Consider the following 15,426-nt stretch of genomic DNA (forward strand, 5'->3'; position numbering starts at 1 on the left):
CGGCCTCCGCGGCAGGCCCGGATCTCGGGGTTGCCCTCACTCCGGTCACGGTCGCGATCAACGTGTCCACCACGGTACGCAGTCGGGTGGCGGCCAAGTCGGTGTGGTCGTCATCGGGTCACACGCGCACCATGTGCAGCAGTGCCGTCCGCGCTGTGCGGCCCGGTTCCGGCGCGGCCACGAACGAGCAAGGGCCGGCGGAGATCACCTGGCCCTTGCCGTGGGCGTAGACAATTCCAAACGGCCAGTAATTTCTCGCGCAGTTCAACAATGCTCGGAACTCGGGCGTTGTCTCATCGGATTCTTCTCGCCAGGATGAGGAACTCGGCAACGGAATTGGGGGCAGGGGCTTCATGAGTTCAGATACGCCTTTGCCGGACGGCACCCGCACGGCCGGCCGGACCAGGGTGCGCGACGTGGTGAGAGACGTGGTCGAGGAGGTTGCTCGCGACGAACTTCCCGTGGTGGAAGCGTTGTGCACGTTCGACGACGGTACCGTCGTGCGCCGGTTGAGTGGCCGGGGTGGGCGTCGTGAGCCGCTGGGCTTCGGTCTCGGCGAGGTCGTGCTGTGGGTTACCCCGATTGTGTGGTTGGTGCTCGACGCGGTGGCGAAACGAGCCGCGGATTCCGCCGTTGAAGGCGCGGCCAGGGGAACCAAGGCGATCCTGCGAAAGGTCTTTCGCCGAGGTGTCGAACCGGTGGAGTTCCCGCGCCTGACCGAGGAGCAGCTGGCGTGGGTGGAGCGGGAGTCGCTGGAGGCTGCCAGGAACGACGGCCTGCCGGAGGACCGCGCCCAGGCGATCGTCGACGCACTGGTGAGGAGGCTGGCCGTGCGCAAGCCGGACCCGGAACCCGACGACGAGGCACGCGACGAAGGCCAGGAGTAGCCCGTGGACACGGCGCCCGCCCGCTCGGGGGTCGACGAGCGGGCGATGACGGCTGGCACGACCGTGCGGTTCGCGCTGCTGGTGGTCCTCCTGCTGGTGGCCAGTGGCGGGTGGATGCTGTCTGTCGCCACGGGGCTCTACGGGTCCGGCACGTGGGGTTGCCGGCTCGCGGCCGGAGTGGACCCCAACGACGGCGGCGACCTCGCCGCGGCTTTCCACACCGTCGTCCAGCGGGACGCCTACCAGGCCTGCCTCGCCCGGTTCGTGCGGCAACCGCCGGGGTGGGTGATGTTCGCGTGGCCGTTGCTGGTCCTCGTGGTCGCAAGGATGCTGTTCCTCGCGTTGCCGTGGTGGCGGGAACGGCGCGGCCTGGTGGTGCCGCTGGAGAAGGTCGACCCCGGTGACGAGATCCGGGCCGTCGTGAAGGAACTGGCGGGGGAGATCGGCCTGGCCCAGACGCCGCGCGTCGTCGTCGACCTGGCGAAGCCCTTGATCGACGGGGTGGTGCTCGGCAGCAACAGCCGTCCGACGGTGTGCATGTACAACGGAATGCTGAGCGCCAGGACGGACCATCCGGAGAAGTTCCGCGCGGTGCTGCTGCATGAGCTCGCCCACATCCGCAACCGCGACGTCACCATCACCTACGCCACGATCGCGACCTGGCGGGCCTTCCTCGTGCTGGTGCTCCTGCCCTACGTGACGTGGTACGTCTTGGCGGTGGTGGATGGGCTGGCGTCACCGTTCTGGCCCAGTTACGCCCCGACCATGGCGCGCACTTTCCTGCACGCCGCCTTCCTCGTCGTGCTGGTCTACCTGGCGCGCTCGGACGTGTTGCGCAGCAGGGAGATCTACGCCGACCTCGCCGCGGTTCGCCACGGCGCGCGGGTGCACAGCTGGACCGGCCCGGAGCAGGCGGAGGGGAAGCTGAGACGGGCGCGCGACGCGTTCGTTGAACTGTGGCTCACCCATCCCAGACGGCAGCTGCGCGAGAAGTCGTTCACCGATCCGGCGGTGCTGTTCCACCTGAAGGCGCTGCCGATGTTCCTGACCGGCGCCGCCATCACGATGATCATCAGCGAGATAACGGGCTATCTCAAGAAGTACGGCCTCGGTCCGTTCGGCGTGGCCGGACCGTGGCAGGTCCAGGTGATCGCGCTGTACGCTCCGATCACGCTCGCCACAGTGGTGGTCGGTGTCGCATTGTGGCGGGCAGTGCTCTACGGAGTGCTCACCCCAGGCCAGTCGCCGCCTTCCGGTGTCGGAGCCGGCCTGTGGCTGGGCGGTGGCATGGCGGCCGCCGAGCTCGTCCTGGGCGAGGCCACCATCTACCAGGCGCTGCCCAGCAGGATCGAGGCGCTGCTGCTCGTCGTGGCAGTGGGCGCTGTTTTCACGTCGTGGATCGCCCAGTGCGCGCAGCTGTGGATCACCACCTGGCGGGGCCGGTCGATCGCTCCACTGATGTGGATGACGCTGGCGGGTGCGGTCCTCGTGCTGTCCTCGTGGTTCGTGTGGTGGCAGTACCAGGGCACGCTGTTGCTGGCCGGGGTGCAGCTCGCTCCAGACGAGGGCTTGCGGCTCTTCACCGAGGCGTACCCGGCCACGGCCGCGGCGCATCCGACCATGACGTGGGCGGTCAACGTCGCGATGTCGACGCTGGCCGTCACGACCCGCTGGCCGCTGTTCCTCTCCGCGATCGGCGTGCTGTGGGTCGTGCCGTTGCTGGCCTGGGTGCTGCGGCCGAGGACGGAGGGCACCGCGAGCTGGACCGGTGCTGCCGAAGTGACGGCGGAACCGTTGCCGCAGTTGCGGAAGGTGCTGCTGCCCGGACTGCTCGCCGCGGTGCTGTGCTGGGGTGCGGCTGCCGCGGTGCAGGCCTATCTGCACGGGTTGCCGCTTGAGCAGCGCAACGGTCTGTACATCCACATCTACCTGGTGTGGATGCTGCTGGTGATGGTGGCGTCGTCGGCTTTCGCTGCCGTTGTGGCAAGTCTGCTCGCCGGCCGCCTGCGGCTTCTCGTCGCGTTGATCGCGGGCCACATCGCGACTCTCGTCGGCTTCCTCGGGATCTTGGCACTGGCTGCTTTCGACGGATGCGTTGCGCCGTTGAGCACGTTCCAGGAGACCTGCGGCTTCCGGCTCGACATGATGTGGTCGAGCATCGCCCCGTACTTGGCCCTCACGCTGGTGGCCACCACGGTCGTCGCCGTTGTCGTCTCCGCAGTCGTGTCGGTACTGCGAAAGACGAACGATGCCGCTCCGTCCGGAAAGCTGGCGCCACGTCGTCTAGCCGCAGGACTGACCTGCGCCGCCGCCGCGCTGTTCACCGCGGTGCTGGCGAACGCCTCGGACCCGTGGCGACCCGCCTGGTGGACAGGAGGAGCAGAGGATCAGCCACAGGTGGACGCCGCCACCGCGGACAGGCGCGCGCGGTCGGTGGACCCGCACGTCGAGACGGTGCCGACTGCGCAGACCAAGACGGCGCAGTTGACCGCCTGGCGTGACCACGGCGGTGTCGAGCTGCTCGACCGCTTCGGCGGTCACTGGGGCAACCTCACCGAGTCTCTGCCGAGCCCCGAGGCGTGGGCGACCGGGTTCGCCGACCTCTCCCGCAGCCGCCCGGTCTGCGCGGACATCGGCAAGACCGCGCGGGAGGCTGGCCGCTACTTCCGCGTTCCCGACGCCGAGGCCCAGGTGTTCTGGCGCAAGCTCGTGGAGCAGGCGGAGGAGGCAAGCAACGACTGCGACCGAGCGGCGGCAGGGCGCGACCGCAAGCTCTTTCTGCAGTCCGTCGGAAAGCTCACGGAGGCTGCGGACGCCGGACTCGAGGTGTATAAGCGGCTTCCACGGTGAACAACACCGTCCAGGACGGGGACGCGCGTTGCGCTCGACCGGGTTCGTCAGATTCGGACCTGCCACGCTGAGTGCTCGGCGGCATCGATCGTCTGGCAGTGCTTCATCAGGTCGCTCTGACCTGCGCAGATGTGGCGGGCTGACGACCGGACGTGCGCTCGTGACCCACGATGCCCAGCCGAATGGGGCCGATCATGAAGATCGCGCTCTCATGGCTCCCCTTTATGTCAAGGGGTGGCCCTGGCGAGGCTAGGCTTGCGGGTGGCAGGTTCGGGTTGTGGCTTGTCCGAAGGGCCGGCGTCCGGGGTCAGGCCGGTCACGCTGGATTGCAGAGTCGTCCCCGAGTGCCTCCCGGGCCTGCCGCCTCACGTCGTTTCTGGTCGACGAGCATGCGGGCGTAGACGACGTTCGATAACCGTCGTTTGAGGGCGCGCATCGCTTCCATCGAGGTCTTGCCAGCCGCTTTCTTCCCATCGAAATAGACACGACCAGCGGTGGGATTGCGGAGCTGAACCACTCCCATGATGTGCAGCGTCCGGTTGATTCTGCGGTTGCCGGCGCGGGATAAGCGATGCCGTTGTTGTTCGCCGGAGGATGCGTCCAACGGCGCGGTGCCGTTCCAGGACGCGAATCGGTCCCGGCCGGCGAACCGGTGGATGTCGCCGACATCGGCCAGCAGCCGTGCGGCACCAGACGGGCCGATGCCGTGCAGGTCGAGCAGAGTGGAGCCGCGGGCGATCACCAGCTCGCGGAGATCTCTGTCCGCAGCTTTGATCTTCTTGTCGATGGTCTCGAGTTCTGCGATCAGCTCGACCGCCAGTCGGCGTCGAGTCTTGCCCACGACGTCGCGTGGTTTGATCGTCGCGACGAGCGCGCGTGCTTGCATCGCGGACAGGAACTTCTTTGCTCCACCGGGAAACAGCTCCAGCAGCAGGCGGTGGAGACGGTTGACGGTCTGCGTTCGCGCGCGACCGAGCTCGTCACGACGGTCGACCAGCATGCCCATCACGACCAGTTCGGGGTCGGCCTGGAGACGCACCAGGTTCGGGGTCCGCAGCGCGACCAGAGCAACTGAGTGCGCGTCGATCGGGTCGGTCTTGCGGCCGTTGCCGGTCGCGAACACCCGCACCTGCGCCGACAGCTTCGCCGGCACGTCCAGGACGGTCTCGCCGTCGTGGATCAGCCGGTGGGCGATATGGCGGCCGACGCCGTTGCAGCCCTCCACCGCCCACACCCGGCCACTGAACCGGCGCCCGGTTGCCAGCATCTCGGCATATCCGACCCGGTCTGTGCCGAGTTCGCCGCCCGTGATCATGTTGCCGAGTTCGTTGATCACCTCGATCGTGGCCGACCGTTTATGCGGATCCATTCCGATGATCACGGGCATCCGGTTCTCCTTGCCTCGACACCGATATCAGCAAGGAGGGCACCGCTACTTCGAGCAGGACAGACCCCTTTTCAGCCACTCCTCGCGCGGTGCCCGGCGAGACGCATGCCATGAGAGAGCCACGCCAATGACACCGGCGGGCAGCCGCTGCGAGCGAGCGACTCGCCGAGCACCTGGACCTGAGTCTGGCCGGACCCGGTCCTGCCGCCCAGTCTTAAGTAGCCCGCTACCAGCACAGTTGGCAGCAGTTGGAGTGATCAGAAAACGCTTTCATCGGCAGGTTTTCCACAACCGGCTTGCTGCACGGTGACCTGTGGGGTGCCAGAACTCTGCAGTCGCGGCTGAGCTGCGGTGATCGTTCCATCGTTCTGGCGGCATGATCGTGGATGTGGCGCTGCGATTGCTGTACTTCATCTTCGTCCGGCTAGTGAGCTGGCTGGTTCTGCTCGGTCGGTCGTCGGCGGCGAAGGACGTGGAGTTGCTGGTGTTGCGGCACGAGGTCGCGGTGCTGCGTCGTGGCCATCGTCCTCCGCGGCTGGACTGAGCTGATCGTGCGGTGCTGGCCGCATTAGTACTGCGGCCGCCTGTCTGGTTGCGGAAGCACCGGTTGGTGTCTCCCAGCACGGTGCTGCGGTGGCATCGGCGCTTGGTCGCAAAGAAGTGGACCTACCCGAACCGAGCCGGGCGCCCACAGGTCAACGACACCGTCGTGGCGCTGATCGAACGCATGGCGCAGGAGAACACCGGATGGGGTTACCGCCGTATCCAAGGCGAACTGCTCAAGCTCGGCCACCGCATAGCCGCGTCGACCGTCCGTCGTGTACTCAAGCGACTGCGGATACCACCCTCTCCGACGCGGCACACCGACACATCGTGGCGGCGGTTCCTGCACGCCCAGGCCGCGAGCATGCTGGCGTGCGACTTCTTCCACGTCGACTGTGCCGTCACGTTGAAGCGGGTGTACGTGTTCTTCGTGATGGAGGTCGGCACCCGCTATGTCCACATCCTTGGTACTACCACGAACCCTGACGGCCGCTGGACCACCAGCAGGCCCGTAACCTCCTTTTGAGTCTGGACGATCGGGTCAACGACTTCCGGTTCATGGTTCGTGACAGAGCCGGTCAATTCGCGGCATCGTTCGATTCAGTACTTGCCGACGCCGGTATCGACGCTGTGAAGATCCCACCGCGCTGTCCGCGGGCCAACTGCTACGCCGAACGGTTCGTCGGCACCGTCAGGCGAGAGCTCACAGACGGGCTGCTCATCATCAACGAGCATCACCTGAAGTCAGTGCTGAATCGCTATGTGTCCCACTACAACCACCGACGACCACACCGGGGCGAGGCGCCACACCCCACCGCGACCCGATCGCCCGATCGCAGAGCCAGACTGTCGGTCCGTTCGTCGTCGGCAAGTACTCGGCGGCTTGATCAACGAGTACGAACCTGCAGCTGCTTGACGCGCAGATCAGACCTATCGGGCCGTGTTTTGGCACCCCACACGGCGATTCGGCTTCGGCGGAAGCAGCGCGAAGTCGACTGGAAGGAGGCTGACGTGTCGTGGCAGGAGAGCGACCTGCTCTTCACGACCCGCCACGGCACGCCGATCGAGCCGCGGAATTTCAACCGGTCATGGGACCGCCGGTGTGAGAAGGCGGGGGTTCCGAAGATCACGGTTCACGACGGCCGGCGGAGTTGCGCGTCGCTGCTCGCGGAGCTGAACGTGCACCCAAGCGTGATCATGCGGATCCTGCGTCACGCGAATATAAGGGTCACGATGGAGATCTACACCGAGATCTCAGACGAGGAGACGAGGAAGGCGCTTCAGCAGCTGAGCGAAAGCCTCGATTTCTGACCCGCTGCTGTACTTTGCTGCTTGCGCCAACGCCAAAGGCCTGGAACCTCGTAAGGTTCCAGGCCTTTGACCTGCAATGGGCGATACTGGGATCGAACCAGTGACCTCTTCGGTGTGAACGGATCCTGTCGAGTATCAGACCATCGCATCGGTCTCAGTGTATCCGTCTTGATCTGCATGGATGACCGGATCGGGTCCCAGGGACTCGCTGGCGTCCCGGTAGCGGGCACGCGTCTCAGCTACCGGATTTACTACCAGTCCAAGGTTCGCATGGTTCGCGGCAGTTCGTTTATTGGTTCAACGCGCGAGCCGGATCATCTAGCGTGAGGGCGTCGTTGGCTCCTTGATCATGCCAAGCAACATGATGGGTGGTGTATAAAGGCTTCGCGCACAGAGTCGCTGTCTCATGCTCGCTTTGCCGACCGGCGGCTAGGTCAGCGTAAGCGAGTGCTCTTGACGTACCGAAGAACGTCGAGATCCTTCAACGTCTCGGGGTGGTCTTCGCCGTATTGAGTGAGATCGATGTCGTAGGCTTCTTTTGCCGTCGCGATGGCGCGACTTTTGGATCCGGCAGCGTGCAGGACGATCGCTAGATGTACCAGGACTCCGGTAAGCATGCCGTTAGCCGGCGGGGGCATCGCGCGCAGGAAGTTAGCACAATAGGTGAGGTCACGTAGCGCGGCTGAAAGCCTCTTCTGGTGTAGACGCAATCGTCCGCGCACGGCCAACACATTCGCGTAGGACTCGGTGTCAGTGCCAAAAGTTCTTTTGGCGACTGCCACCGCCTCGTCAACGAGTTCCTGAGCCAGCCTCAGATTGTTCGCCTCGATGGCGGCATCTGCGGCGGAGTATAGCGACTCGACAAACCATCGGTCCGGTCGTCTGCCGTTCGCTTGCTCGGATCGGCGAAGCTCAAGCAGAGCGAGTTCGTGGCGTAGCCACCCCTCAGAGTCATCAATCGTTCTGGCAACGTATGCGGCTGTTCGAAGAGTCGACTGGTGAACCGCCTTAGGTAGTTGGTTTTCGGTCAACTGCTCGCAAGCCCATTCAATGGCTGCTTGAGCCTCGCTGACCTCATTGAGCGACATATGGATCTGAGCACTGCTATTGGCTAATGTTACCAGCAGATCGATGTCATGGGGAGCTGCTCGCTGAATGTCGATGGCATGAAGGACCCGCCGGGATATCTCGTGTTTACCGACCACTGATGCAATTTCACCTGCGGTACGCAACGCGTAGACGTAGTGAAACGAGTCGTGCGCCTGAGCGCTGATGCGAAGCGCCTCGTCACACCGCGCAAGTGCTTCGAGAGACCTGCCTTGCCTGAAGACGACGATGGCTAACGCGATCTGTGCCCGGGAGTGGAGGGTAGCGGCGGCGCGTGGCGGCAGGCCCTTTGGGATGTCTGTCGTCAGAACATGCTCAGCAAACCGCTCAGCGTTGACCGATTCGTTCCCTGCTCCCAGGTACGCAAGACGGCGCGCTAGATGTACGCACGCTTCAAGGACCACCGTTCCCCGGTGCCCGTGCTTGATGGCTGTCGCCGCGAGTTCCGCAAGGTGGCCGATACAGGTGTCGGCATCCTGCTGCCCGCCGACCTCGGTGTGGACCTGACCGATGTGGCGAGCGAATAGACCAAAGCCGATCTGCAACCATGGCAACGGTTCGCTGACCTTCGCCCGAGTGATCAAGGCGACCAGCGGGTGGATGAGGTAGCCGTCCTGGCTGATTTTGATCAACGAGAGTTGCAGAAGTGCTGTGACGGCTCGATCGCGGCTGAGTGATTCGCGGATCGCCTTCATCGTGCGCCAGGTTCTCCTGCTGTGCTCGCTGAATACTTTGTTCAGACGCTTCGGCCAGCGCAGCCTGGGGAATCCGTAGCCGCTCACATACGTGAGCGGGAAGTCTTGTTCTAGAAACGAGCTCGCAAGCGGCTCCGCGCCTAGGTGAGCCAGAAGCATCAACAGGTCTTTGGCCACTGGCTCTCTTCTGGCGGCCAAGTCGATGTTCATCTCGATAGAGCGCACGGTCGTCCGGCGATGGCCGCTGGCGTCGCCGAGTTCAAGTGTGCCGACTGGCTCGCTGGTTAAGCGTTGAAGGAAAAGTTCAACGGGGCGGTCCAGCAATCTGCAGTGGTGCGCTGCCTGGGTGAGGGCGAGCGGATGGTGATGGAGTGCTGCGGCTAGTCGAGTTCGGTCGCCTTCGGTGCTGGTCGGCAGCACCACCGAGAGGTACTGGGCGCTCTCCTCGGGCGTCCAGTCCATCAGTTCGACGTGGGTGTAGCCGTGATCTAGGTATCGCACGGTGCTCGTGATCAAGATCCGGCACTCGGCGCTCCTTGGCACGATGCCATGGAGGGTTTCTGCGCTCGTGACGCCGTCGATGATCAACAGCGTTTCGGGCGAGGTTGGGAGCTGCGGCGTGACCGGGCCGGCAGCCGCTGTGAGCCCATTTGGCCGTGTAGCTGTTGTGTATGCCTCGTCGCTCAGCCGATGGAGTTCCTCCAACAGAGAAGTGCGAGTGGATGCGTCGACGAAGATCGGTGTCACTGAGTCCGAAACTTCTGCGCCCAACTGAGTGGCGATGCTGGTCTTGCCGCTACCGGTCATGCCGTGCAGGACAACAGGTGGCGAAGTTCCCGGTTGCCCGAGTCTCAACAGCTCTCGGAGTTGCTCAAGCATGTGCGTTCTGCCGGTGAAGTTCGGATCAGGTGTCCACCGGGACGTCTGCATCGCGTGGCCTTTGTAGGCGGTCTCGTGGTGGTGAACGTGGAGATCTCCCTGCAGCCGTCCTACTTGCACGGCCAATCCCGAAACCTCACCGGAGATCATGTTGTTCACCTGCGGCTGGTTTTCGTCGTCGGCAGGCGGTGATGTGGGCACAAGTTCGAGCTTGCCATCGGGGAGAGGCGTACAAAGCTGCTTCTGTGTGGTTCAGCTGTTCGGCTGACAGGTGTGAGCAGCAGGTAGTCGTCTGAGTCGCAACCTGTCTACAAAATGTCAACTATTTGGCCGAGCACTGTCGGATTAGGTCCAGCCGCCCAGGCGGTGTGTGCGAAGCGGATTGGAAGGCTGATGTCGTCGTCGAGTGTCGTGAAGAGCATCGTCGTCCTCGGCGGCGACCCGGTGAAGCACCGCCTCCGCGATGACCTAGTGTCGATCTTCGAAGCTGCCAGGAAGTTCTTCGATGACGACCCGTGACAGGGGAGCAGTTGTTCGCTCACGTCGTCGAGCGCGCGGGCTGGGAGTTCGGCGGAGCGCACAGCGGACACCTGATCAACCAGTTTCCGTACGAGACCATCGATAGCGCCAAGATTGCTTCTTACATCGCTCCAGGCCGCGACCAGCCGATGCGCCGCACCGGCCGCAACGGCCAGGTCTGCCACTGGTTCCTGGAGATCCACCAGGTCGACCGGGAACGCCAGATCGGCAGGTTCTACGAAGAACTCCCGGACCTTGGCCACCAGCAGAGTTGCTGCAGTGCGTACCGGCCGGTCCTTGGCTAGCCGAACAGTCCGATCTCGTGCGCGACCGTGCCGGCCCGGAAGAGAAGGTCCGGTCGGAACTCAGCGATTCGGTTGTAGTCCACAGAGGTCAGTACCGTTCGCAGATCCAGATGGCGATGATCAGGGTGCCGGTAGCCGGCCTCGTACAGCCGCAGCCACGCGTCCAGCAGCGGTGCCTCGAACCCAGCACGTGACTGTGGGGCGAATCCGCCGTTGACCCGAGAGATCTGCAGGTCGTCGAACACGTCTAGCAGAGCTTCGTCTGGTCCGCCTCTGCCGATGCGTTCGCAAAGCTGGATGATGAACTGGCTGCTTACCCCGAGTTCAGCCTTTGCCAGTAGCCGCAACGTTTCCGGGCTTACGTTAACGTCGCGGTGCAGGCACTGCAGAACGAGATCGGGGTAGCGATCACACCAGTGCAGGTAGTGCTCGGCGCGTTCGTCCGGTGGCACCGGGGATGACGTGAGCTGGATCAGCGCCGTTGCATACTCCACGTCGAACCGGCTCTCCGGCAACGCTTCGAAGGCGTACTTGAATTCGTTCGCCGCCGCGTCACCAGTGAATCGCGCGTCCAACGCGGCTTCGCGCAGTGAGACGCGCTTGGCCAGTCGATCCGCCTCGGCTGTCTCGGGCAGTTGGGTGCCGATCGCGAGCGTGACGTGGGGAGGGTTTTCCCAGCGCACGTAAAGGGACTCGATCAGGGTGCGCCACTCGGCGTTCGACAGCTGGCCCTTCCAGAACATCGTCAGCTTCGACCAGTCCTCGATGCCGATGTCGCTGGACTCGCACACCCGCGTGAGCACTACGTGCAGCAATACCAGGTTGAGGCTGTAGATCGCATACCTGGCCGGTGCGGCCCGGTTGACCGGTTGGTAGGTGTCGAGCGATCGAGCGCGATGGACCTGAGACAGCGCCAGGAGACGCTTCACCAGCGACTTCAGCTCCTGGCGGTTGTTGGAGCCACACGCCAGCTCCGACAGGAACTCGATCACTGGTGTGCTAGCCGTCAGCGGCGCGAACGACAACAGCGCGCACAGCAGGTTGTCGTCAGGCAGGCCATCGATGATGCGTGGGCCTGACGACTCGCGCTTGTGCAGGTCGTTGAGTACGTACCAAGTGAAGCGAGCCACGAGGAACTCGCCGAACGTCGCATGGAGGAACTCGTAGGTGTGCAGCCGTGTCTCGTCGCGGGTGGCCCGCGCACACTGCACGAAGAAGAATCGGCCGACCACCTTGTCACCCTCGCTCAACGGGGTGCGTATGCCGTGAGTAGACGGCGCGACGCCAGAATTGAGCAACGCAGCCATGTCCTCGTTGATCGCGATGTCCGACACCCACTGCACGCCCCGCTGAAACATGGCGAAGGCGACGACGGACAGCCGCGCCAGCTCGTACTCGACGCTGATGTCCAGGTCGGCCATGTCTTGGTGGGTGTCCTTGTCCACCTCGCGGCGGGCGAACCGGCTCAGCAACTTCTCGTACAGCACGACTCGGCCGAGACTGTCGTGGTGGCGTTGCAAGGCGTTGTCGACCGCGTCGTACAACGCCAGCATCAACAGCAGAAGTGGCTGCGCAGCCAGGCCGCGGTGGTCCAGCACCACCTCATGCGGCAGTGGCGCCAGGCCGTGCTCGGCGAAGTAGTCCGCGTTGGGGGCGTTCCACACGTCCAGCCACGCCTTGATGTTCGCATCGGTGAACGGAACCAGGCGCAGCACATCGGAGTTCATCGGGATCTGCATACCGCCGGACACGCTGATCCGGCTCGTGACCACCACCGCTACAGGTTTGCCGAGATCCGAGCGTTCTCGCTGGAACGCCTGCACTCGATGAAGGAAGTCGGTCTGGCGCACGCCCGTCGCTTGGAGCAGTTCGTCGAACCCGTCCAGCAGCACGACCGGCAGCGCGTCGCCCGCCATCCGGGACATCTCGGCGAAAGTGACGTTCTCTTGCAGCGCCCTGCTCAACCCGTAGTCGATCTGCCGGTGCAGATCCGCCTCCGCCGCGGCCGTCCGCAACTCGATCCGCACCGTGAAGTAGTCGCTGGCGGGCAGTCGGGCGGCGAGCACTTTCGTCAGCAGGGACTTGCCCGAGCCGGGATCACCGAGCACCACCAGCGGGTGAGTGACAGCTTTCGGTGAGGTCAGGTAGCCGGCGAGGTAGTGGTGGAGGTCGGATCGCGCCGGGATGTCGAACCATGATGCCAGCAGTGCCGGGCGGGCGCCTTCGGTCATGGGACAGACCTGGTAGTCGGGATCGACGTATGCGTCGCAGGTCAGCGGGATCTCGAGGCCGGCTGGCACCTGGTCGGTGTTGATGATCGGCTGGTTCAGCGCGGACCGGTAGTGGTTGGACAGTTCTCGTCTGCGCTCGTCCGGTTCCGCGCCGACCCGCGTTGCCTCGAGCGTCTCTTCGAGGCGTTGCAAGCCTGCGGTGACGTGGGCGTTGTGCTCGGACTGCAACCAAAACGCCAGCTCCGGGTACTGCACGGTGAGCTGGCGGATCAGCTCCTCGTAGCGAAGCAGAGCGCGACCGTGCAGCCGCGAGAGTGCGGCGTCCGTTTTCTTCTGCTGCTGGGAGGACAACCTGGTCCAGATCGCGTCGTCGTGCAGGAGCTCCAGGAACTCCCGGGACGCTTGTTCATACTGGTCCCTGAGCGCCTTGAGGTTGAGCTCGTAGGGCCGACTGGGGCATGGCAGCACGCTGTTGCCGTCGAAGATGCTGGTCAGACCCACCAACGCGCGTTGGCCGTCTTTGTCGAGCCGGATCTTTCTCAGCTTGAACGGCAAGTCGACCTGCTTGAGGGCGTCGAACAGCGCCACGATGACGATCACGGTATGTGCGGCGTGGAGGCGTTCTGAAGCGCTGTAGCGACTCAAGCCTGATCGCTTCTCCCCGGCCTTCACCAGCAGCTGGTGGCAGAGCCGGACGAACTCGGTCTTGGCGTCGAACCAGCCGAGCAGATCGGCGACTCCCCAGGCAACGCCGCCGAGCAAGGCCGTTCCCGTCAACTTGTCCAACGCGTCGACCAGTGCGTTCTCGCGCTTTCCGAGTAGTTTGACGGCGTCGGAGATGCTGTAGGTCTTCGGCACCGTTCGAGTCTCGCGCTACCGGCGGTCGCCAGAGAGTGGCAGACGCGGTAGCAGGTCGTTTGGAGCCGGTGAACGGTCCGCGGTGACTAGCGGCAAGGACCAGGTGCGACGAAGTGGTGGTCGCAGTGGATTACTGCTAAAGATCAGCAATAAGTCTGCTCGGCAGCAGCCAACATGGCTTCAGCCCGACCAGGCGTCATTACACCACCCATCCTGGCCAGATCGTCGACCAGCTTTGCGCGAGCAGCACCGCTGGCGAGCTCGTTACAGATCCCCTGCGCAATCAACACTTCAGAGTCGCCGCTGACGCTCACCGGTACCCCTTCAGCCGAGAGTGCGGCCAGGTACTCGGCGCGCTTGTCGATGGGTCTCGCAGCCTCCCCGTCAGAGGTGGAAATCGGGGTCGTCGCGGAGATGGTCACCCCGGTCGAACTGATCGTTGGCGCCGCGGTGCTCGACGCGTTCGTCTCCGAAACCGGAGGCGCCGCCGTGCCGGGCGAGGAACCGCACCCTCCAGCGTTCAGCGCTAACAGGACGGCACCAACAGCAGCCAGAGCGAGCCTAACCCTGCTCATATTTCTCCTCCACAACCACGTGCTGTCCTCGAAGCATCAGAATCGCCGCTGCGACAGCTATGTATCGCCAGAAAAGCCCTGACCGTCACCGCTGACCTCCTCGGCAATCCTGATGAGCTATGGAAGGCGATTCCGCAGTCACGATCGTCGTCCGCATACGATCTCGGGCCCGTTCGACGGCGCCGCGCACGAAGCACTCGACGTCGAGACGACCTTCACCGACTGCGAGCTAGTCCTTCGCTGGGGTGCGATAGCGCACGTCTGCGACTTCACATCGCTCGTTGGGCGGCGGTGGATCGATGTGACCAGCGGCTTCTGCCGTACTGCGAGAGTGTTCCGGTCAGGTGACTTCGAGCTGTCGAAGTTTGTTTCCCCGTAGAGAAAACGTGGTGCGGGAGCGTGCAGGACTGCGTGGGAGCGTCCCCACGAGTCACGTTGTGATCTTGCTCGTGATCGGTAATGTCTCGGGCTCTGCACACGATGTGAGGGCCAAGGGGAGGGTGCGACGTGCAGAACGTTCTTGGGGACCATCCGAGAAACAACAGGAGCGACTACAAGTTGGAAGCCCGGCCGCTGGGCGAAGGCGGTCAAGCGCGCGTGTACCGCGGCACGCACAAGGCGACCGGTGTCCAGGTCGCGCTGAAGCGTCTGTTCTCCTGGGGCGTCGACGATGTGGCGAGAATGAGGCGGGAGATCGACTTCGGCCTGAGGTTCCCTGCGCATGAGCACGTCATGCCGGTGCTCGACTACGGCATGACCCACGAGTGGTTCGTCATGCCGCTGGCGCAGGGCAACGCCGACGAGTCCAGGGCGGCAATCTCTGGCGACGAGGAGCTCTTCACGTTGGTCATGGCTGTGTGTTCGGCGCTGGAAGTGGCACACGAGGCAGGATGGGTGCACCGGGATCTGAAGCCCGCCAACCTGTTGCTGCTCGACGGGCACTGGACCGTCGCGGACTGGGGATTCGGCAGACGCCCACGTGGCGAGACCACGTTCACCGGCAGGACCGCGGTGGATGAGCTCTTCGGCACTCACGGTTTCGCCGCTCCCGAACAGTCGATCGACGCCCACGAGGCGACCGCCAGCGCCGACTTCTACAGCCTCGGCCAGATCATCGGCTGGGCGCGCACCGGTCGCGAGCCCAAGGACGGAGCTCCTCTCCTGCCGGAGAACGAGCCCTGGCGGTCGATCGTGGCCGCTGCTACCCGAAGGGATCCGTCCGCGCGGCCGCAGAACGCGCAGGAGTTCCGCGAGCTGGTCACGGCAGTGAGGAAGTAGT

12 protein-coding genes and 1 pseudogene are annotated in these 15,426 nt (G+C 64.3%); 9 read left to right on the forward strand and 4 right to left on the reverse strand.

Annotation, left to right across the window (positions count from 1 at the left end):
- The first annotated feature begins 353 nt into the window (after positions 1-353).
- Positions 354-887 (forward strand): hypothetical protein, encoded by a 534-nt coding sequence (locus DFR72_RS24585; RefSeq protein WP_143086752.1) that lies wholly within the window; start codon positions 354-356, stop codon positions 885-887.
- Positions 888-890: 3 nt separating this feature from the next.
- A complete protein-coding gene (locus DFR72_RS24590) occupies positions 891-3,737 on the forward strand; it encodes a M48 family metalloprotease (protein WP_090066836.1) in 2,847 nt (948 codons plus the stop codon).
- A 316-nt stretch (positions 3,738-4,053) separates the two neighbouring features.
- Here DFR72_RS24590 and DFR72_RS24595 read toward each other — a convergent pair whose 3' ends face one another.
- The gene (locus DFR72_RS24595; RefSeq protein ID WP_211335518.1) at positions 4,054-5,124 is read right to left on the reverse strand and encodes an IS110 family RNA-guided transposase; all 1,071 of its coding nucleotides are present in this window, start codon (positions 5,122-5,124) and stop codon (positions 4,054-4,056) included.
- A 376-nt stretch (positions 5,125-5,500) separates the two neighbouring features.
- Here DFR72_RS24595 and DFR72_RS47075 point away from each other — a divergent pair, with 376 nt between their 5' ends.
- The 4 genes and pseudogenes from DFR72_RS47075 (at position 5,501) to DFR72_RS47090 (ending at position 6,978) form a co-directional block, all read left to right on the forward strand.
- Positions 5,501-5,668 (forward strand): hypothetical protein, encoded by a 168-nt coding sequence (locus DFR72_RS47075; protein WP_245983453.1) that lies wholly within the window; start codon positions 5,501-5,503, stop codon positions 5,666-5,668.
- Positions 5,669-5,749: 81 nt separating this feature from the next.
- Positions 5,750-6,193 carry a helix-turn-helix domain-containing protein gene (locus DFR72_RS47080; RefSeq protein ID WP_342768670.1) on the forward strand — a complete coding sequence of 148 codons (444 nt, stop codon included), beginning with the start codon at positions 5,750-5,752 and terminating at the stop codon, positions 6,191-6,193.
- A 32-nt stretch (positions 6,194-6,225) separates the two neighbouring features.
- Positions 6,226-6,405, forward strand: a pseudogene (locus DFR72_RS47085) (integrase core domain-containing protein); the annotation flags it as partial.
- A gap of 273 nt (positions 6,406-6,678) precedes the next feature.
- Positions 6,679-6,978, forward strand: coding sequence for a tyrosine-type recombinase/integrase (locus DFR72_RS47090; RefSeq protein ID WP_245983512.1), 300 nt, complete (start codon positions 6,679-6,681; stop codon positions 6,976-6,978).
- A gap of 434 nt (positions 6,979-7,412) precedes the next feature.
- On the opposite strand, the gene DFR72_RS24610 is transcribed toward DFR72_RS47090, so the two are convergent.
- Entirely contained in the window at positions 7,413-9,860 is a 2,448-nt protein-coding gene (locus DFR72_RS24610; RefSeq protein WP_143086753.1) for a tetratricopeptide repeat protein, read from the reverse strand.
- A 314-nt stretch (positions 9,861-10,174) separates the two neighbouring features.
- Between DFR72_RS24610 and DFR72_RS24615 the strand changes: the two genes are divergently transcribed.
- Entirely contained in the window at positions 10,175-10,483 is a 309-nt protein-coding gene (locus tag DFR72_RS24615) for a hypothetical protein (protein WP_090066839.1), read from the forward strand.
- On the opposite strand, the gene DFR72_RS24620 is transcribed toward DFR72_RS24615, so the two are convergent.
- Positions 10,480-13,572: an NACHT domain-containing protein gene (locus tag DFR72_RS24620; protein WP_090066840.1), complete on the reverse strand. Its 3,093-nt coding sequence runs from the start codon at positions 13,570-13,572 to the stop codon at positions 10,480-10,482. The two genes, DFR72_RS24615 and DFR72_RS24620, sit on opposite strands and share 4 nt — an antisense overlap.
- Before the next feature lie 143 nt (positions 13,573-13,715).
- On the reverse strand, positions 13,716-13,994 hold the full coding sequence (locus DFR72_RS47560) for a DUF732 domain-containing protein (RefSeq protein ID WP_170176381.1): 279 nt from the start codon (positions 13,992-13,994) through the stop codon (positions 13,716-13,718).
- Here DFR72_RS47560 and DFR72_RS45665 point away from each other — a divergent pair.
- Together DFR72_RS45665 and DFR72_RS24630 are read left to right on the forward strand one after the other, a co-directional pair.
- Positions 13,963-14,229: a hypothetical protein gene (locus DFR72_RS45665; protein ID WP_170176377.1), complete on the forward strand. Its 267-nt coding sequence runs from the start codon at positions 13,963-13,965 to the stop codon at positions 14,227-14,229. The genes DFR72_RS47560 and DFR72_RS45665 overlap by 32 nt on opposite strands.
- 425 nt (positions 14,230-14,654) lie before the next feature.
- The gene (locus DFR72_RS24630) at positions 14,655-15,425 is read left to right on the forward strand and encodes a serine/threonine-protein kinase (protein ID WP_090066842.1); all 771 of its coding nucleotides are present in this window, start codon (positions 14,655-14,657) and stop codon (positions 15,423-15,425) included.
- The last annotated feature ends 1 nt before the right edge of the window (position 15,426 follow it).

Origin of the sequence: Lentzea flaviverrucosa, from assembly GCF_003350445.1 — a bacterium.
GTDB classification, from domain to species: Bacteria; Actinomycetota; Actinomycetes; order Mycobacteriales; family Pseudonocardiaceae; genus Lentzea; species Lentzea californiensis.